The organism is Roseovarius sp. MMSF_3359 (assembly GCF_030733385.1).
Taxonomy (GTDB): Bacteria; Pseudomonadota; Alphaproteobacteria; order Rhodobacterales; family Rhodobacteraceae; genus Roseovarius.
In genome coordinates, this window is the sequence record NZ_JASHJC010000003.1 from 43065 (window position 1) to 61151 (window position 18087).

17 protein-coding genes are annotated in these 18087 nt (G+C 60.6%); 9 read left to right on the plus strand and 8 right to left on the minus strand.

Annotated features, from left to right (window positions below; all coding sequences use genetic code 11):
• Nucleotides 1-131 precede the first annotated feature (131 nt).
• Together RBB29_RS05285 and RBB29_RS05290 are read right to left on the minus strand one after the other, a co-directional pair.
• Complete coding sequence (locus tag RBB29_RS05285) at nucleotides 132-251, minus strand: putative transporter small subunit (protein ID WP_306115338.1); 120 nt, start codon at nucleotides 249-251, stop codon at nucleotides 132-134.
• Nucleotides 252-272: 21 nt separating this feature from the next.
• Nucleotides 273-1955 carry a sodium:solute symporter family protein gene (locus RBB29_RS05290; protein ID WP_306115337.1) on the minus strand — a complete coding sequence of 561 codons (1683 nt, stop codon included), beginning with the start codon at nucleotides 1953-1955 and terminating at the stop codon, nucleotides 273-275.
• 212 nt (nucleotides 1956-2167) lie between these two features.
• On the opposite strand from RBB29_RS05290, the gene RBB29_RS05295 reads away from it, so the two are divergent.
• From RBB29_RS05295 to RBB29_RS05310, 4 genes are all read left to right on the plus strand, one after another.
• Entirely contained in the window at nucleotides 2168-3037 is an 870-nt protein-coding gene (locus RBB29_RS05295) for a LysR substrate-binding domain-containing protein (RefSeq protein ID WP_306115336.1), read from the plus strand.
• Nucleotides 3038-3157: 120 nt separating this feature from the next.
• Nucleotides 3158-4162: an AraC family transcriptional regulator gene (locus tag RBB29_RS05300; RefSeq protein WP_306115335.1), complete on the plus strand. Its 1005-nt coding sequence runs from the start codon at nucleotides 3158-3160 to the stop codon at nucleotides 4160-4162.
• 106 nt (nucleotides 4163-4268) lie between these two features.
• Nucleotides 4269-5096, plus strand: coding sequence for an NmrA family NAD(P)-binding protein (locus tag RBB29_RS05305; protein WP_306115334.1), 828 nt, complete (start codon nucleotides 4269-4271; stop codon nucleotides 5094-5096).
• A 178-nt stretch (nucleotides 5097-5274) separates the two neighbouring features.
• Nucleotides 5275-5772 carry an AAA family ATPase gene (locus tag RBB29_RS05310; RefSeq protein ID WP_371931421.1) on the plus strand — a complete coding sequence of 166 codons (498 nt, stop codon included), beginning with the start codon at nucleotides 5275-5277 and terminating at the stop codon, nucleotides 5770-5772.
• Nucleotides 5773-5994: 222 nt separating this feature from the next.
• On the opposite strand, the gene RBB29_RS05315 is transcribed toward RBB29_RS05310, so the two are convergent.
• Nucleotides 5995-6900: a LysR substrate-binding domain-containing protein gene (locus tag RBB29_RS05315; protein ID WP_306115333.1), complete on the minus strand. Its 906-nt coding sequence runs from the start codon at nucleotides 6898-6900 to the stop codon at nucleotides 5995-5997.
• Nucleotides 6901-7371: 471 nt separating this feature from the next.
• Between RBB29_RS05315 and RBB29_RS05320 the strand changes: the two genes are divergently transcribed.
• The 4 genes from RBB29_RS05320 (at nucleotide 7372) to RBB29_RS05335 (ending at nucleotide 11387) form a co-directional block, all read left to right on the plus strand.
• Nucleotides 7372-7752 (plus strand): nuclear transport factor 2 family protein, encoded by a 381-nt coding sequence (locus RBB29_RS05320; protein WP_306115332.1) that lies wholly within the window; start codon nucleotides 7372-7374, stop codon nucleotides 7750-7752.
• Nucleotides 7753-7780: 28 nt separating this feature from the next.
• Entirely contained in the window at nucleotides 7781-8689 is a 909-nt protein-coding gene (locus tag RBB29_RS05325; RefSeq protein ID WP_306115331.1) for a LysR family transcriptional regulator, read from the plus strand.
• Nucleotides 8690-9066: 377 nt separating this feature from the next.
• Nucleotides 9067-9513: a globin domain-containing protein gene (locus tag RBB29_RS05330; RefSeq protein ID WP_306115330.1), complete on the plus strand. Its 447-nt coding sequence runs from the start codon at nucleotides 9067-9069 to the stop codon at nucleotides 9511-9513.
• A 254-nt stretch (nucleotides 9514-9767) separates the two neighbouring features.
• Nucleotides 9768-11387, plus strand: coding sequence for a calcium-binding protein (locus RBB29_RS05335; protein ID WP_306115329.1), 1620 nt, complete (start codon nucleotides 9768-9770; stop codon nucleotides 11385-11387).
• A 184-nt stretch (nucleotides 11388-11571) separates the two neighbouring features.
• Here RBB29_RS05335 and RBB29_RS05340 read toward each other — a convergent pair whose 3' ends face one another.
• Nucleotides 11572-12366: an aldo/keto reductase gene (locus tag RBB29_RS05340; RefSeq protein ID WP_306115328.1), complete on the minus strand. Its 795-nt coding sequence runs from the start codon at nucleotides 12364-12366 to the stop codon at nucleotides 11572-11574.
• A 94-nt stretch (nucleotides 12367-12460) separates the two neighbouring features.
• On the opposite strand from RBB29_RS05340, the gene RBB29_RS05345 reads away from it, so the two are divergent.
• A complete protein-coding gene (locus tag RBB29_RS05345; protein WP_306115327.1) occupies nucleotides 12461-13363 on the plus strand; it encodes a LysR family transcriptional regulator in 903 nt (300 codons plus the stop codon).
• Nucleotides 13364-13519: 156 nt separating this feature from the next.
• Here RBB29_RS05345 and RBB29_RS05350 read toward each other — a convergent pair whose 3' ends face one another.
• The 4 genes from RBB29_RS05350 to RBB29_RS05365 are packed head-to-tail and all read right to left on the minus strand — an operon-like array spanning nucleotide 13520 to nucleotide 18018.
• A complete protein-coding gene (locus RBB29_RS05350; protein ID WP_306115326.1) occupies nucleotides 13520-14284 on the minus strand; it encodes a FadR/GntR family transcriptional regulator in 765 nt (254 codons plus the stop codon).
• Entirely contained in the window at nucleotides 14253-15212 is a 960-nt protein-coding gene (locus RBB29_RS05355) for an ABC transporter ATP-binding protein (RefSeq protein ID WP_306115325.1), read from the minus strand. Before RBB29_RS05355 ends, RBB29_RS05350 begins: the two co-directional genes overlap by 32 nt.
• Entirely contained in the window at nucleotides 15209-17074 is a 1866-nt protein-coding gene (locus tag RBB29_RS05360; protein ID WP_306115324.1) for a dipeptide/oligopeptide/nickel ABC transporter permease/ATP-binding protein, read from the minus strand. Before RBB29_RS05360 ends, RBB29_RS05355 begins: the two co-directional genes overlap by 4 nt.
• A complete protein-coding gene (locus RBB29_RS05365) occupies nucleotides 17071-18018 on the minus strand; it encodes an ABC transporter permease (protein ID WP_306115323.1) in 948 nt (315 codons plus the stop codon). The genes RBB29_RS05360 and RBB29_RS05365 overlap by 4 nt, the downstream gene beginning before the upstream one ends.
• Between the last annotated feature and the right edge of the window lie 69 nt (nucleotides 18019-18087).

The window sequence follows — 18087 nt, forward strand, 5'->3', positions numbered from 1 at the left end:
GGGTCCTGTTCAGGCACTGAGGCCGCGATCACGGCAATCGAGCCCCCACGACGCGTAAGGTCGTGGAGGCTCTTGCTTCAAAGGTCTTGGCAAGGTGCAAAACGGGGCACCCGCAGGCGATGATCGCTTTGCTACACGACCTTCTTGCCGTCCTTCTTGGCTTGCCGCAATTCGCGCATGAAGGTGGTTACAATCAGCGCCAGTACCACCGCGGAAATGGCGGGCCAGATCAGGATGTAAAGTGTGAGCATGGTTGGTTTCCTTTCATGTTTTCAGGCGTTTTTCAGGCGTTCATCTTCTGCACGAACCGCGGCCATTGCCGCATCGTCGTCGAAGCTGGTCACCCGTTCATTGATCAGGTCGAAGTCGAACTCCTCCTGACCCAAAAAGCTCAGGATCACGCAGATGATCGTGCTGGCGCCATAGGCGGTCAGCGACCCAAGCAGAACAGTGTAGTCCCGCAGGAAGCCCGCGAAGTAGTAGACGCAGACAACCGCCGCTATCACCCCGACAATCAGCCCGACGATGCGACCGAAGAACCCGAAGGCCATCAGCCCCAGAACGACACCGCCACCCGCGGCCGCGATGATTTCAAAGAACCCGCCAACGACACCATTGAGCGGCAGCACCTCGAACCGCACGATGGTGAACAGCACCAGCCCGCCGATCACGGCCCAGATGAAGGCCGCATTGGTGACCCGGTTCCAGTAGCAGCTTGCAATCACCGGGAAGACGATCGCCCCCCAAAGCGCGCCCACGAAGACCAGCATCACCAGGATATCGAGCGAGAAGCTGGCCAGAATCAGCCCCGCGACCGTGGCCACGATCATGGTCAGACGACCCAGCAGCAGCATCTTGCGGGCGTTCGGATTACCCTTGGCGATATTACGGCCATAGATGTCGGTCATCATGATCGCCGAGAGTGCCGAAAGGTCGGAATCCGCCGTGGAAGACAGCGATCCGATCACCAGGATGAAGAAGAGCGCGATCATCACCGGCGGCAGGTAGGCCGAGGCCATCTGCGGGATGATGTTGTTAAGATCCCCCTCATGCGGTGCCACGCCCAGGAGCAAGGCCATCAGGCCCAGCATGCCAAGGCCGATCACGATCGAGCCATAGCCAAGCGTCGCGGTCACGAAGGTCGGTTTGATCAGGTCCTGGCGCACGGCAAAGAGCCGCTGCGCGATGGTCTGGTTCCCAATCGCATAGGCCAGTACGGCGACGAAGAAGGGCGCACCTTGCTCCAGAATGGCCGTTGTCGAAAAGAAATCGGCCTGCTGTTCGGTCACCTTGGCCAAACCGGCGCTCAGGGCCTCACTGCCCCCCGCGCTGAAATAGACCCAAGGGATGATCACCACCGCGATCGACATCATGGCGACCACTTGGGCGAAGTCCGTGAGGATGGAGGCCCGGAACCCGGACCAGAGCGTGTAGGACAGAACACCGATACCCGCGATCAAGACACCCGCCTGGAACGACAGCGGCGACAGAACCGATACCAACGCCCCCGCCGCGGTGAAATTGACCATGAGGCTGATAACGCTGCCCAGCAGATTGGAAATCGCGAGGATCAGTTGGCTCCCCGATCCGTGGCGGGCGTGCATGATCTCGGCAAGCGTATGCGCATTCGGTGCAAGCTGCCGGAAACGCAGGCCAAACGGATAGATGAAGAGGATCATCAACGCCCCCCAGAACCCGTAATGCATGGGACCGGACAGGCCGTAATTATACCCCGAGATCGCAGCCCCGTAGAAGGATGCCGCCCAGATCCACGTGGCGGTCATGCTTGCTGCTGAGATGCCAAAGCCGACCTCACCGCTAGACACCATGAAACCGTCAACATTTTCTTCCTTCTCGTTCACGTAGGTCGACATGTAAAAGGTGCCGCCATAGAAGAGCGCCAGCAGGATGATAACGGTCACGGTTGAAAACTGGAAAAACACTGGATCAGTCATTATTGATACTCCCCATTGTTTGCTTGTTGGCAGGCTTGGGCCTGCTTTGCCGGAACAACGGGCTGTTGAAGATGATCGGCGCAGTGACCAACATCGCGCCCATTTTCCATGTAACATAAGGTATAGTTGTGCCTGATATCGCTCAAACGATATAAACTTTGGTTATATCATCAGGAATACTTATGGAACGAATTCGAAGTCAGCTTCCCCCTATGACGACACTTGCGGCGTTCGAAGCCTCGGCCCGCCTGCGGAGCTTTACCCGGGCGGCCGAAGAATTGTTCATCACCCAGGCAGCGGTCAGCCGGCAGATCCGGATCCTCGAGCAGCATCTTGGCGTGAAGCTGTTCGACCGGACGCACCGGCGCATCGAACTGACAGAACCGGGGCAGAGGTTTCAGCACTCGGTATCTGTCGCATTGGACCTTCTGGCAAATTCTGCGGGTTCGATCCGCGTGGAAGACAAGCCGCATGACCTGACGCTGGGCGCGGATCTGTCGATGGCGCATCTCTGGTTGATGCCGCGGTTTCCCAGATTCCAGGAAAGCTATCCCGAGATCTCCGTCAACATCATCGCGTCAGACAGCGAAGAAGACTGCCTCCGAAGCAGCGTCGACATGGCATTGCTCTATGGCGATGGAAACTGGCCCGGGTTTGACGCGAAACTGCTCGTCGCAGAAGAAATTTACCCGGTCTGCACGCCCGAATACCTGTTGGACAATGCACCCATCGCCACTCCGAATGACTTTCTAGAACACACGCTTCTGGACCTTCGCGGGGACAGGTGGGATTGGGTTGACTGGCATCAATGGTTGACCAAGAAGAACATTCCCTTCTCGGATGACATGCGGTCGCTCGGGTTCAACAATCTCCCCCTGCTCATCCAGGCGGCCTGCGCCGGACAGGGCATAGCCCTCGGGTGGAACAGGCTCCTGGACCGGCAATTGGAGTCGGGCGAGCTGGTGCAGCCCCTTGACGTTTCCCTCAAGACCGGGCGCGGCTATTTCCTTGTGAAGCGGTCGGGTGTGAAGCTGACGCAAGAGGCCACGATCCTGGAAAACTGGATCGTCCAAAGTGTGTGACGGCCGAACAGATCATTAACGATGGAAAGCCAGCTCTGCGGGCGGACCTCCGCGTGACGCTATGGGTTTCCCGCAAGACCATGGCTTGGTTGACTGAACCGCTTCGATTAATATCCGGCCATGGGAAACGTCACTTCACTCTTTGCGCGCAAGATGGTGGCTGCCGCGGGTGAAACCTTGGATGGCGCTGCTTTCTTGACATCGGTTGGGCTCGATCCTGACGCGCCGTGGGATCCAAAAGTCATGATCTCCGCGGCGGCCTACTACGACATGCTGGAACGGATGGCTGCCGAAACGGATGTCACGGAACTGCCCTTGAAAACCGGGGCATCAATGCGCTGTGACGAATACGGTGCCCTTGGCCTCGCATGGAAAGCCGCACCTGACCTGATGGGATCGTTCTCGCGCGTGGAACGCTACGCGCGGCTTTGGACCAGCGTGGTGGAATACGAACTTCGCCCAAGCGCAAAGGGCCTGCTTTTCATCCTCCATCGGGACGGGCCACGCCGGCTTGGGCTCCGAATGTCCAACGAGGCCAGCCTGGCAAGCGCGGTGTCCCTGGCGCGGCAAGTTTCACCGGGGACATTCACACCGCTCGAAGTCCATATCCGACATTCAGGCCCGACGAGACAGGAGGCGCATGAAGCCTATTTTGGCTGCCCCGTTCGGTTTGGTGCGGAACTGGATGCCTTGTTGCTGGACGAGGACAGGCTGAGAACGCCGAACATCCTTGGCGACGAGGGGATCACCCGGTTCCTTTTGTCTCATCTCGACGCGGAACTTGCCGAGATCGGTGACGACTGGACATTGGCAACCGAGGCCAAGAGGGCCATCGCGAACGCGCTCAGCGAAGGGGTCCCTAAAATGGCGGATATTGCCCGCGGTCTCGGCCTGAGTGCGCGGTCCTTTCACCGCCGGTTGTCCGAGGATGGGTTGAGCTTTCAGTCCCTGACCGAGGAAACCCGCCGTGAATTGGCCGAAGGGCTCTTGCGCGATGATCGTTATGCGCTGGCCGAGATCGCGTTTCTGACCGGGTTTTCCGAACAAAGCTCGTTCACAAGGGCCTTCAAGCGATGGGTTGGCCGCCCACCTGCCAGCTACCGCAAGGACCAAACCGGCCACTGACATGCCATTTGGCAGCGCCGGTCAAAAAACTGGCAGGACGGGTCAATAACCACATGCACCTTGGCGCTTATTTCCTGCGCATCAATTGCAGCCAAGGAGCAAATCAATGCAACCCACACCCATCCTCGTCATTGGCGCCACCGGAAAGACCGGCTCGCGCGTCGCGGCCCGCCTCGAAGCATCGGGCGTCCCCGTGCGTCATGGATCGCGCGGCGCCGCGATCCCCTTCGACTGGGAAGATCCCGAAACTTGGGGCCCCGTCCTTCATGGCGTCACCAAGGCGTATGTGACCTATTTTCCGGACCTCGCCTTTCCCGGGGCGGTCGAAAAAATCGCGGCTTTCTGCAAGACCGCCAAAGAGGCCGGTCTGCAGCATCTGGTATTGCTGTCCGGTCGCGGCGAACATCATGCCCGTCTGGGCGAAGAGGTGGTCCGCAGTTCGGGCATTGGCTATACGCTTGTGCGCGCGTCGTGGTTCGCCCAGAACTTCAGCGAAGGCTACCTGCGAGATCCCATTCTGGCCGGTGTTTTGCCCATGCCCGGCGGGATGGTGCGCGAGCCGATCATTGATATAGACGACATTGCCGATGTCGTTGTTGCTTGCATGACCGAAGATGGTCATCAAGGTCAGCTTTACGAGGTGACAGGTCCACGCCTGATGAGTTTTGCCGAGATAGCCTATACCCTGTCACAGGCCACCGGGCGGCCAATCCGGCATATCCCGATCAGCTTCGAGGATTTCCACGCCAATGTCGCGCAAGCGGACGGAGATTTCGTTGCCGACGTCTTCACCGGGATCGCGCGCGAAACGCTGGACGGGCGCAACGCAGAGATCTGCGATGGTGTCGAACGTGCCCTGGGCCGGCCACCCCGCGATTTCGCCGATTTTGCGGTCGATGCCGCAAGATCAGGCGCTTGGGCCAATGCCGCGTGAAAATGGGGCGGGGACACCCCCGCCTTCCCATCCATCGCGATGAGGTAGCAGGATTTCCGCGTCTTTATCGCGCGCGCCCCGGCCAGACTGCCGAGAATGGCTGACAGGACAGGTTCGATTTGATATCCGGCGGTGACACGGTCAGCGCCGTTTTTCATTGCCAAGAGGAGCATTCGGTTTGCCCGGCAAGAAAGCTACCCTTTACATGTTCTGCGGCAAGATCGCTGCGGGTAAATCCACCTTGGCGGCGACACTGGCGGCAACCAATCAAGCGGTCCTGATTGCCGAAGACGCATGGCTTTCAGCCTTGTTTTCGCATGAACTGTCGAGCGCCAAGGACTACATGCGCTGCGCCTCCAGACTCCGGAAGGTCATGGGACCGCATGTTGCCACACTCCTGAAAACGGGGGTTTCCGTGGTCCTTGATTTTCAGGCCAACACGATCGAAAGCCGTGCCTGGATGCGCAGGATTGTTGAAGAGACCGGCGCCAACAACCAGCTGCATGTGCTGTCACCACCAGATGAAGTCTGCCTGTCCCGCCTCCGCGCCCGGAACGCCATTGGTGAGCATCCGTTTTCGGTAAGTGACGAACAATTCCATGAAGTTTCACGATACTTCGTGCCACCGACCGAGGACGAGGGTTTCACACTCGTGATCCACGACGACACAGCGTAACGCCCACCTGTCTGCGACGACTTCTGCGGCAGATGATGACCCTTGATGGTATCCAGTGGCCCGATCCGGGGTGGGCTGCGGAGGATCCGCACACATGATACTCTAGGCGAGCAAGGGTCAGCGCAATACCTGGAGCAGGCGCTTTCGACGACCAGGCTTTGCCCGCCAAAACATCAGTCGAGCGTTGAACTCGTCGACAGCAATCTGCATGACCGGCCAAGTCTATGCCTTGCCAGGCGGATACCCTTCCAACTCACGCCGGAGCCACCTGCGGAACGTCTTGATTTTGGGGGTGTTCCGAAAAGCCTTGGGATAGGTCAACCAATAGGCGCTGCCATCGTCGCAGGTCAGGTCGAAAGGCTGGATCAACTGGCCTGATTTCAGCGCCTCCTCGAAAAAGCTTGGGGTCAACATCGCCACACCATGCCCCGCGATTGCCGCCGTCGCCTCAAGCACCTGTGGCCCGAACTGATGCCGCGGAAGATCATTCAGGGCAACATGGGGCACACCTGCCGCGTCGAACCATGCTTTCCACCACGGGCACGCCCCGGCCAGAAGCGGTAATTTCAGAAGGTCGCCCGGCGTCTTCACACCACCGATACTCGCGGCCAGATCGGGGCTCAGCATCGGCGAAAACCGGGTATCCAGCAGGCGGTGCGCCATCAGGTCCGGCCAGTCCCCGTAACCTGCACGAATGGCGGCATCAAAGCCCGACGTCTGGAAATCTATGGTGACTTCGCTCATCTCGATCCGTACGGCGATATCCGGGTTTTCCATCTGAAAGCGGCCCAGGCGATGCGCAAGGAAACTCGTCGCGAACGTCGGAATGACGCTGAGCGACAAGGTCCCCTGTGTCGCCCCGATTGCATGAGCGTAGGCGTCTGCAATCATGTCGAAGGCCGTGCCGGTTTGCCCCGCCAGCCGCATCCCCACCTCGGTCAGGTCGACGCCGCGAGCCTGGCGGACGAAGAGCGGAGCGCGCACCCTTTCCTCAAGCACCTTGATTTGATAGCTGACCGCTGCTTGTGTCAGCCCGAGTTCCGACGCGGCTTGCGTGAAATTCTTGTGCCGGGCGGCGGCTTCGAACGCACGCAACGCTGGCAGAGGTGGAAGGTCGGCGCGGGACATCAATCAGCCCTTTTGATCGCTTGGGTTTCACACATTATGACCCAAAACTACTGCACTGATCAATCTGCATATGCCTTGATTGGCGGACGATAGAGGATCGAAGCGCGATTACACATAAATCTGGCTGATGGCTCATACGCGCCGATTAATTGGCGTTCCGACCGGCCATCACCCATATCTCCACCAAGCATGAACACAAGTGGATTTAGAGATGCGACGCCCGTTCAGATTTTCGAAACATCCGGGTTTCCGCGGCATTGCTGGATTTGTCAGGGCCGTGATCTGGTGCGGCGCTCGCGGCGGTGAAAGCCCTTTGGCACACTACTTTCGCCATTTCCAAAGAGACCTGGGATTGGAACGTGACGATCCTCGGCTGGGTCGACGCAACGACCCGCATATGTTCAACTTCTGGTCTCATTGAGCCCGGCATTTTCCGTGTGCCGGGCCCTCCGAAACACTGAGGTGCGAGACATGAGTGATAAACTACCACAGGTGATCCGGGAGTACATCCACGCCTACAACGCAATGGACGTTGACCGGATGCTGGATTGCCTCGCGGAGGACATCCACTTCGTCAACCTGGTGGGAGAAGAGGAGACGGTCAGCGTCCGCGGCAAGGTGGCTTTTCGGAACCTCGCGGAGATGGCATGCGGCAAGATGCTGGCGCGGCAACAAACCGTGACCCATGCAATCACCGTGGACCGCATCACCCTTGCCGAAATTGACTACACGGCCTCCCTCGCGTTGCCCGCGTCGGACACCAATACCGGGATTGAGACTATTTCATTGAAAGGTGCCTCGCTCTTTGAAATCGAGGACGGATTGATTTTGCGGCTGATCGACCAGAGCTAGGGCCGCCTGTTTTTAAAGGATTACCCGCGTGAACTGGGACGATTTGCGCATCTTGTTGGCACTGGTCCGATCCGGTTCCCTGACCCGGGCATCGCTCATGCTGGGGATCGACCAATCCACCGTCGGGCGGCGGCTATCGGCGCTTGAGGCGGCACTCGGGGCGACGCTTTTCCTGCGCTCCAAGTCCGGGTTGATCCCGACGGAGACTGGCGAAAAACTCATCGCGGACGCGACCGAGATTGAACGCCGCACCGACCATATCGCAGAGATCGCCGCTACGCCTGTCACCGAACCCGTGGGTGAGTTGCGGGTCATGGGCGATCACTGGGTGCTCGATCAATTGGCGGACCGGTTCCTGCCGAGATTTCTTGACCAACATCCCAAAGTGAACGTCCGCCTCAGCGCCGGAAAGCCCAGTTTCGCGGCCTGGACGGCGGCCACCGTCTCGCTCTGGTTCGAGGATCCACCGCAAATGGGAGAGTTCGCAATCAAGCTCACCGATGTCCCCTTCGCGCTCTACGCGGCGCAGGGGGCGAACCCCTGCGCGCTGCCATGGGTGGCGATGCTGGATGACACCGCCTCCCGGCGCATCCCGGCAAAGTTTCTCGACACGCTTCGCCAGGGGGACGAACCGATACGGTTCACCGGCGACGACCCGAATTTCCTGCGACGCGCCATCCGCCATGGGCTGGGCAAGGGGGTGTTGCCGGTCTGTCTCGCGGAAGGCGATCCGCAGTTGCAGAGGGTCGGTGGGCAAGAGTTGCAGGTTCTGCGCCCCCTGCATTTGCATGCCCATCCCGACACGGTGCAGAGCCTCCGGGTGCAGACAACGATCAGATCCCTACGCGAGGCGGCGCCAAACCTGTTCTGCACGCCGCAAAAGAAGGGGGAGGCCCCGATGAGCCTCCCCGCGACGCCCGCGCCCCATAGCGCCTGACGCAGATCGTGAAACGCCACTAGACACATCAAGGGCGGCTCCAGCCTGATCTTTGTCGTCCGAGGGTGGCAGATCATTTCCGATCCCACCTTTTGGGGTCTGCGCAAGACCGTCCTACACTTACCGATGAGGGCGTGGCGCATCACGCCAAGCTCGCGTAGTTCCCGCGTGGGGAGAAAATTAGTGCGCTGAAAATACTGATAATTTTCGGGTCCACGACCGATCGCATCCCGCTACAGGCGTTTTTGCATGACGCTCCTGCAAAGCTGCATATTGTGGGGGTTCTCAACCAGCCCTAGACTTCCGGTGCCGGTGGATTGTTCACGCGACCGTACAAACGGCGTGAACGGCCAGCGACTTACCAAGCGGGGTCAAGAATGACGGTCAAGGAGCTCAGCCGGGATGACATCGACCTCATTCGAGAATCCTATCTGCAACTCTCGGCGGATCTGCAGCGCGCGGGAGATGTGTTTTATGAAAAACTGTTCGAACTCGCCCCCGAAACCCGGCACCTGTTCCTGCAGGACATGACCGCGCAGGCCGCCAAACTCATGAGCACCTTGGGGCTGGTTGTCTCGCAGCTTCAGAACACCGAAGAGCTTGAACCGGTCATCCGCGATCTTGCCCTGCGCCATTTGGCCTACGGGGTGGAGCCGCAGCATTACGGCCTCGTGCGCGAAGCCCTGATCCGGATGCTGAAGACCCTGCTGAGCGAGCCGACGACTAGTGAAGTATTTGACGCGTGGGCGCGGGCCTATGACCGTCTGGCCGGGGTCATGCTGGCCGCTGCCTATCCGGAGAACGCCCATCGAGCGGCGCGCTAAAGAGCACCTGCTTCCCCCAAGGCTTCTACCGATGCGACCGGTTTCCCACGGGCACGAAGGCGCACAGGGCGCCACATTTTCCAAAGTAAATCAGACCTCTAATGCGTCCTGCATTCTTGCACGAGATGTATGCGGCCCTGCGTGTTCCGCGGCGTAATTCGGCTGCTTACTGTCAGGCTGCGGCGGATCATGCCGTCCGCGTTTTCAGCTCTTGCCCAGGCATATGAGCCAGTTTGCATTAAGGAGATTTTCAGATGGCTAAACCCAAACCACAGATCAAAGCCAAACCCATTGAAGGAACCAACGGCAACGACCTCATCCTGGTCGAAGGTCCATCAGCCACCCAGGATGCGGTTGTTGGTTACTGGAACGGGACCGTGATTGCCAAGGGCGGGGATGACTTCATCATTTTCGACCCAATTCTCAACTGGGACCCGACCATTTTAACCAACGGCCCCTACAAGCTGTCGTTCAACGGCGGCAGCGGCAGGGATTCGATGAGCCTCGCGCCCTCCGTTTGGGACGTAGAGATAAACCTCAGCAGCGGGTTGGGCACCGTTTCAATACCGCCCTACGTCTATTGGCGTGACGGGCAGCAAATTTCGATCCCGCGTGACATCCCGATGCAATTCAACTCGATCGAAAATGTCTTCGGCGGGTCCGGCGATGACCTGATCAGTGGCAACAGCGCCGCCAACCTCCTGGGCGGAAACGACGGCAAGGACACGATCGTCGGCGGCGATGGAGACGACACTGTGCAGGGCGGCGACGGCAATGACTGGCTGCTCGGCGGTGACGATAACGACCTGGTGGTAGGCGGGGACGGTCACGACCGGATCGACGGTGACGCGGGTCAGGACAGGCTCAGGGGAGACGATGGTAACGATACGGTCGATGGCGGCGCCGGAAACGACACGCTGGAGGGCGGCAAGGGCAATGACAAGCTATTCGGGGGCGCCGGCCTCGATTTCGCGGTATTCGACACGAACGGATCGGTCACTGTCGATCTGATGACCGGCATCGCGAACAGCGTGTTGGGCAATGACGAGCTCTACAGCATCGAACGGGTCGAAACCGGCGACGGGCATGACGTTGTCTATGGCGACGGCGGCAAGAACATCCTGTGGCTCAAGGAAGGTGATGATTACGCAAACGGGCGCAATGGCGATGACCAGATCAAGGGTCACGAAGGCGATGATACGTTGCGCGGCGAAGGCGGCAAGGACTCGCTTTATGGTGGCGAAGGCGAAGATGTGCTGGAAGGTGGCAGCGGCAATGACCTGCTTAGAGGCGGCGATAACAACGATGTGCTGCGCGGTAGCTCGGGCGCAGACCGCCTGAAGGGCGAGGATGGCGATGACGACCTGGAGGGTGGCTCCGGTTACGACACGCTCGAAGGGGGCAATGGCGATGACCGCATTGATGGCGGCAAGAACGATGATTTGATCGACGCCGGTGCCGGGGATGACTTTATCATCGGCGGTGAAGGGTCGGACACGATCCATACCGGCAGTGGTGCCGATACGCTCTATTGGGACAAGGACACCGGCGGCGTCGATACGGTTTTTGATTTCAACGCCTGGGGCGACAGCTTCGCGTTTGAGACTGGCACATTTGACCATGCGGAATCCGCCAGCGAGGCGCTTGCCGCGGTGCAGGTTGGGCTCGACACGCTTGTCTTCATTGAACGCGCCGAGGATGACTGGGAGGCGTTCGTTCTGCTCAAGAACGTCTATGCCGCGACAATCAACCAGCGGATCGGCAACGGCGATATCTTTGATGTCGAATTGAATGTCGATCACACCCCCTTCCCCGAGGAGGGGCTCGGTAACTCAGAGATCGTGATGTTCGGTAACGATACGCTGATCTTCTGATCCGGGGGGGGTGCGCCGCGGCTTCCCCTGCAAACCGCGGCGCCGTGAATGAAAGAGGCCATTGGGGAATGCCCTGGGGCAATCTCGATCGGTGCCCTTCTGCGTCCGGCAATTGTCCGCTTTCTCTGTTCGTTGGATTTCTCGCAGGCATGCAGCCATTCGGAAAAGGCGCAGGCCGCGCATCTCAGACACCCAATGCCGAGGCGTTGGCTTCGAGATGGGCGATTTTCGTGGTGCCGGGAATGACAAGGATGTTTGGCGACCGGGCCAGCAGCGTCCGAAGCGCGCCAGCCGGATCAACGGCAGCCCCCTGTTTCATCGGGTTTGCGCCCAAGGGGCCATGCGGAACGAACGCGATGCCCCGCAGGTCGAGCCAATCAATCATGTCCTCCAGCGCGCCATCACGCACATCGGCGGGCGAATACCGGTTCTGAACGGCCGCAATTGGGGCGACTTCAAGCGCCTCCTCGACTTGCTTTTGAGAGACATTGGACAATCCGATCATGTCGATCTTTCCAACCTGCCGCATCTCCTCCAGCGCGGCGATGCTATCGGCGATCGGCGTCGTACCATCGGGCGAGTGAACGTAGTAAAGGTCGACCCTGTCAGCCCGCAGATTGGCAAGACTCTCCTCGACATGGCGTTTCATGGTCGCGGGTGTCGTATCGCGGCTGATGCTTTTGGCATCCTTTTCAATGCCGCCCTTGGAGGCGATGAACATTTCGCCATACGTACCATCCTCGTTCAAAAGCGCATCAGCGATGAGTTTTTCATTGTCATGGGGACCATAGGCGCGCGCGGTGTCAATGTGGGTGATCCCCAGATCACGCGCCCGGCGCAGCAACGCGATACCGCCCTGCCAGTCCGCATAGGGTCCGAAATTGCGCGGCTGACCGGTAAGGCGCATCGCGCCGTATCCGACGCTGTTGACCACGCGTCCATTCAGGAAGGTGAAGGTATTGTTGAGATCTTTGGTCATCTTGGGGGTCCTTTCATTGCGATGACCACGAAAATACGGATGCAGGTGAAAATCGGTAGCCGCATGGCAAGAACAACTGTTATACATCTAACGTATGACGACTCGCTTTGACCGCCTTGCTTTGCTGGAAGCCTTCGTACGGATTGCTGAACGCAGATCCCTGTCCGCGGCGGCGCGTGACCTGGGCACCTCGCAGCCGTCAATCTCAAGACAACTTGCCGCATTGGAAAAACGCCTTGGCGTTGTCCTGGCCCGGCGCACGACACATGATTTGACGCTGACCCCGGATGGTCGCACGCTGCTGGCCGATGCGCGGCGCCTTCTGGGGGAATGGGAGGCGATCGAGGAACAGCACACCCAGGACACGGCGCTGCGCGGCACGATACGTGCCATCGCACCGGTTGCCCTTGGCCAGAGCCTTTTCGTCAGGGCCGCTTGTCAATTCATGAAAAGCCACCCGGACGTCACCGTCGATTGGCAACTGCGCGATGACACGATCCGATTTGCCGAAGAAGGATGTGATATCTGGCTGAAAATCGGACCGGTGCCCGACGACACATTGGTCGTTCGTGAGCTTGCACGTGTCGAGCGCCTGGTGGTCGGGACGACGGAGTGCCTGGCTGCGCACAAGGCTGTGGATCTTGAGGACCTGCCTTGGCTGACCCTCGGCCCTTTTGAAGGCAACCGCATCGAATTGACCGGCACGGAAGGCCAGTCAAAGTCCTTTTCCGTCACGCCCAGAATGGCCAGCAACAACATTTTTGCGATTCACGAGGCCGCAAAACAGGGGGTCGGCGTGGCCATTCTGCCGCGTTGGTTCATCTCGCAAGACTTGCAGACCGGCGCGCTGCGCGATGTGGCGCCTGACTGGCGCGCGGCGCGGCTGGCCGTGAACCTCGCGCTGGCCGCAGGCACCCGGCGACCCGCCCGCGTGGAGAGGTTTTGTGAAACCTTGCAAAGCTGGTGTGAGACCGAGCTGGACCTCCCCTCGCGGTGAGGGCGTCGCTGGAGTTTCGGGAAGAGCCGTGCGCCCAAAATCCGGCGCGCTGCGGTATCTTGCAGATGGCCATTGCAAACCACTGCTTGACCCGATCCAAATCGCACACCTGGCTGACGTAAGGTTACAGGTAATCGTGGTCTACTACGCCACACCCTATTCCGAGATAAACCGGCTTTGCATCTCGACCTCCTGCTGACGCATCAGGGTCCAGGCGGTTTCCATGTGGTCGGACATGATCGCACGGGCCTGATCGGCATCGCCCTCGCGCAGCGCCACGACAAGCCGCTGCTGGTGATCGCGGCCCTGTTTCCAAAGCTCGATATTGGGCGGCGAATAAAGACGCCGGTAAACGGTCAGATCGGTCAGCAGATTGACCATGAAATCAATGATGAACCCCAGGAGCGGGTTCTTGGCCTGCTCTGCAAGGATGGCATGAAACCTCAGCGAGGCGACATGCTGCTCGCGTTCCGCGTCAAGCGTTTTGGCCGGCTCAGAATAGGCGGCGATGTTTTCTTCGAGCTGCCGCAACACGTCCTCGGGCAGTTTTCCCGCCAATGCTGCGGCCAGTTCAGGCTCCAAGGTCAGGCGAAGCTGGTAGAGGTCGCCGATGGTCAGGTCCTTGAAATAAAAGTAGTTTCCCAAAAGGGCCTTGGCGCGCTGGCGGCTGACCTCATGGACGAAACTGCCGCCGCCAGGACCGGTGCGCGTCTTGATCAACCCTTGCGCCTCAAGCACGCGCATCGCCTCGCGGATCGTGCCTTTGGCCATGCCGAACTCTTCGATCAGCTCAGCCTCGCCGGGCAGGCGGTCCCCGGCCTGCAGCCCACGTTCGACCACCCAGTCCTTGATCGCCTCGGCGACCTGAACCGGACGGCTGAGTTTCGGCTCAGCCTTCGAGCGGGTGGTGGCAGGCGGCAAGCTGGTCTTCTCCCATGTCTGTCAGCTCCGGCACGGCAGAGCGGCATAAATCTGTGGCGCGCGGGCAGCGGCCCGCAAAGGCGCACCCCGGCGGGGGGTTGAGCGGATCGGGCAGTTCGGACCCTATCTGCTCGGGTGCGGTCAGCGGGCGACCGACGACCGGCGCGCTCTCTGCCAGAAGTTTTGTATAGGGATGGCGGGGGTTTGCAAAGATGCTCTCGGCCTTGCCGATCTCCACAACCGCGCCGAAGTACAGCACGACGATGCGGTCGCTGACCGCCTCGACCACCGCCAGATCATGGGTGATGAATAGATAGGTCAGGCCGAACCGGGCCTTGAGGTCGGCCAAGAGGTTCAGCACCTGCGCCTGTACCGAAACATCGAGCGCCGAGACCGGTTCATCCAGGATGATAATGCGCGGGCTGGCGGCCAGGGCGCGGGCGATGCCGATACGCTGCGCTTGCCCGCCGGAAAACTCATGCGGGTAACGGTCAAGGAATTCCTCGCGCAGATTGACAGAGGCGAAAATCTCGGAAATCCGCTGGTCGCGTTCGGGCTTGGACAAGGCATGCAGGCGTTTGAGGGGCGCCTCCATCACCTGTCGGATGGTCTTGCGCGGGTTGAGGCTGCTTTGCGGGTCCTGAAACACATATTGGATCAGCTTGCCAAACGCTGCCGGGTCTGCGTTGTCCAAGGCTTTGCCATCTATTTCGATCGCGCCTTCTGTGGGCTCCAGCAGCCCCACCAGCATCCGCGCCAGTGTGGATTTGCCACAACCGGATTCGCCCACGACGCCAAGCGTCTCCCCGGTCTCAACCGCGAAACTCATGGGCCGCACCGCGCGCACACCGGGCGGCGCCGGGCCGAATAGCGGCTTTTTCAGCGGGAAGGTCTTGGCGAGGTTTTCGACCTTGAGCGCGGGCATCACACGGCCTCCTCGGGGAAAAGACAGCGCACCGCACGGGGGGCCATGCCTTTGAGCGCGACGTCGCCCACCCGGCAGGCCTCCTGCGCCTTGTCGCAACGCGGGGCAAATGCGCAGCCGGGCGGCAGGTCATCGACCACCGGCGGCAAGCCCGGGATGGCGGCCAGTTCGCGCCGCCCGCCACCCAGTTCCGGCACGCAGGCAATGAGGCGGCTTGTGTAGGGATGCGCGGGGGCGTCCAGCACGGCTTGCGTTGGCCCCTCTTCGACGATGCGACCCGCATACATCACCGCGACCCGGTCACAAAGCTGCGCCACTACGCCGAAATCATGGGTGATGAAGATGATCGCCAGCCCCCGGTCACGGCGCAGATCGTCCAGCAGCGACAGGATTTGCGCCTGCACGGTCACATCGAGCGCGGTTGTCGGCTCATCCGCGATGATCACGTCAGGCTCGTTTGCCAGCGCCATTGCGATGCCGACCCTCTGGCGCATCCCGCCCGACATTTCATGCGGAAAGTTGTCAACGCGGCTTTCGGCATTGGGGATGCGCACGTCTTTCAGCAACTGGATGGCGCGGGCGCGGGCCTCGGCCTTGCCGATCTTGTGATGCGACTGGATCGCCTCGGCGAGTTGCTGGCCAATCCGGTAGAGCGGATGCAGCGTGGCCAGCGGATCCTGAAAGATATAGGCCACGCGGTCGCCACGTTTTTGCCGGAGCACCTCGTAGGGGGCGCCAATCAGATCCTCCCCCTGAAAGCGCACGGCACCGCCGGTGATCACGCCCGGGGGCGAGGCGACAAGGCCCATGACGCTGAGCGCCGTCACGGACTTGCCCGAACCGCTTTCGCCGATCACGCCCAGGCACTCGCCGGGTTTGACAGCCAGCGAAACACCCCCCACCGCGCGGTAGGTGCGTTTGCCCACATGGAACTGGGTTTGCAGATCCTGAATGGCCAGCAGATCATCGGTGCCCGCCGGAATGTCGCCCGTGCGATCCACCAGCGTGGCTGGCAAAGGACGGCTGAGCGCGCCGGAGCGCAGACGCGGATCAAGCGCATCGCGCACGCCGTCCCCCAGCAGGTTGATCGACATGACAATGAGGAAGATCATGATCCCCGGCACCACGGATGTATGCGGGTGCGAGATCAGCGCCGAACGCGCCTCACCCAGCATCGAGCCCAGATCGGCCTGCGGCGGCTGCGACCCCAGCCCGAGGAAACTGAGGCCCGCGGTTTCCAGGATCATCCAGCCCACGGTGGTGGACATGGCGATGATGATGACCGGCAGGACGTTGGGCAGAAGCTCGGTCAGGATGATCCGCGTGTGCCCCATCCCCGCCAGCCGCGCGGCATCAATGAATTCCCGGCCCGCGAGGCCCACGGTGATGCCGCGGATGTTCCGCGCGAAGAACGGCACGTTGACGGCGGCCACGGCAATCAGCGCATTCATAAGGCCCGGACCAAGCGCCGCGACGATGGCCAGCGCCAGCAGGATATAGGGAAAGGCCATCAGCATATCGACGCCGCGCATGATGATGTTGTCCGCCCGCCCGCCAAAGTACCCCGCAATTATGCCGATGGCCGACCCGATGGTCGCCGCAATGAGCGCGGCCGCAATGCCGACGGCCAGCGATAGGCGCGTGCCATGCAAAAGCCGGCTGAGCAGATCGCGGCCCAGGTGATCGGTACCAAGCAGATGGCCTTCGCTGAACGGCTTCTTGAACCGGTCGGCGGTGGCGGTGGCATCGGGGTTCTGCAGCGGCAGGATCGGGGTGATCAGCACGAGGATCAGGATCGCCGCCAGCACCACCGCACCCAGCGCGGCCAGCCGGTTGCGGAAGAGGAGTTTAAGAAACGCGCTCATGTCTTGATCCTCGGATCAAGGAGGCTCTGCGCCACATCGACCGCGATGTTGAAAAGCACGTAGCAGGCGGCCACGAAGACCACCCCACCCTGCACCAGCAGCAGGTCGCGCTTGAGGATCGCATCGACCAGCATCCGGCCCACCCCGGGCCATTGGAACACGATCTCGATATAGACCGCACCCGACAGGACAAACCCGGCCTGAATGCCCAGCACCGGTATGATCGACACCATCGCGGCGCGCAGGGCATGGCCCATGATCACCCGGCTCTCCCGAACTCCCTTGGCGCGGGCGGTGCGGATGAAATCCTGCCGCAGTACCTCCAGCATGGCCGAGCGTGAAAGCCGAGCGATGACTCCGGTCGCCACCGCGGCCAGCGCCAGCGCAGGCATGATTAGATGACGGAGAAGATCCGGCAGGTCACCGCCGCCATAGATCGCGAACATGCCCGACACCGGCAACCACCGCAGGTTCACCGCGAAAGCCAGGATCATCATCATGCCCAGGAAGAAGGACGGTACCGAGATGCCGATCAACACGACGAAGGTGATCGCCTTGTCGGCCAGCCCATATTGCCGCGCGGCCGAAACGACGCCCGCCAATATGCCAAGGATGGCGCAAAGGACGAAAGCCGTCCCGGCCAGGATCAGCGTGGCGTTGAACCGCTCCAAAACCTCGTCAATGACCGGACGGTTCAGCGAATAGGACCGGCCGAAATCACCGGTCAGCATATTGGAAAGCCAGATGAAGTACCTCTGTACCATCGGCGCATCCAGGCCCAGATCGCGGTTCAGCTTTTCGACGTTTTCCGGCGTCGCGTAGGACCCCAGGATCGCCGTTGCCGGATCGCCGGGAATGAGCGACATGATAAGGAACACGATGATCGTGATCCCCAGCAGCACCGGCACCGCCGAAATCAACCGCTTCAGAATATAGCCGCCCACAGTTGGTCCCCTTCCAACGCCCGCTTTTCATCTTTCCGAAAATACTCCGGGGTGTCGCCATTGTCGCGC

Coding starts and splice junctions, on each gene's coding strand:
- RBB29_RS05285 (WP_306115338.1), bottom strand. CDS start 251: ATGCTCACACTTTACATCCTGATCTGGCCCGCCATTTCCGCGGTGGTA.
- RBB29_RS05290 (WP_306115337.1), bottom strand. CDS start 1,955: ATGACTGATCCAGTGTTTTTCCAGTTTTCAACCGTGACCGTTATCATC.
- RBB29_RS05295 (WP_306115336.1), top strand. CDS start 2,168: ATGACGACACTTGCGGCGTTCGAAGCCTCGGCCCGCCTGCGGAGCTTT.
- RBB29_RS05300 (WP_306115335.1), top strand. CDS start 3,158: ATGGGAAACGTCACTTCACTCTTTGCGCGCAAGATGGTGGCTGCCGCG.
- RBB29_RS05305 (WP_306115334.1), top strand. CDS start 4,269: ATGCAACCCACACCCATCCTCGTCATTGGCGCCACCGGAAAGACCGGC.
- RBB29_RS05315 (WP_306115333.1), bottom strand. CDS start 6,900: ATGTCCCGCGCCGACCTTCCACCTCTGCCAGCGTTGCGTGCGTTCGAA.
- RBB29_RS05320 (WP_306115332.1), top strand. CDS start 7,372: ATGAGTGATAAACTACCACAGGTGATCCGGGAGTACATCCACGCCTAC.
- RBB29_RS05330 (WP_306115330.1), top strand. CDS start 9,067: ATGACGGTCAAGGAGCTCAGCCGGGATGACATCGACCTCATTCGAGAA.
- RBB29_RS05335 (WP_306115329.1), top strand. CDS start 9,768: ATGGCTAAACCCAAACCACAGATCAAAGCCAAACCCATTGAAGGAACC.
- RBB29_RS05340 (WP_306115328.1), bottom strand. CDS start 12,366: ATGACCAAAGATCTCAACAATACCTTCACCTTCCTGAATGGACGCGTG.
- RBB29_RS05345 (WP_306115327.1), top strand. CDS start 12,461: ATGACGACTCGCTTTGACCGCCTTGCTTTGCTGGAAGCCTTCGTACGG.
- RBB29_RS05360 (WP_306115324.1), bottom strand. CDS start 17,074: ATGAGCGCGTTTCTTAAACTCCTCTTCCGCAACCGGCTGGCCGCGCTG.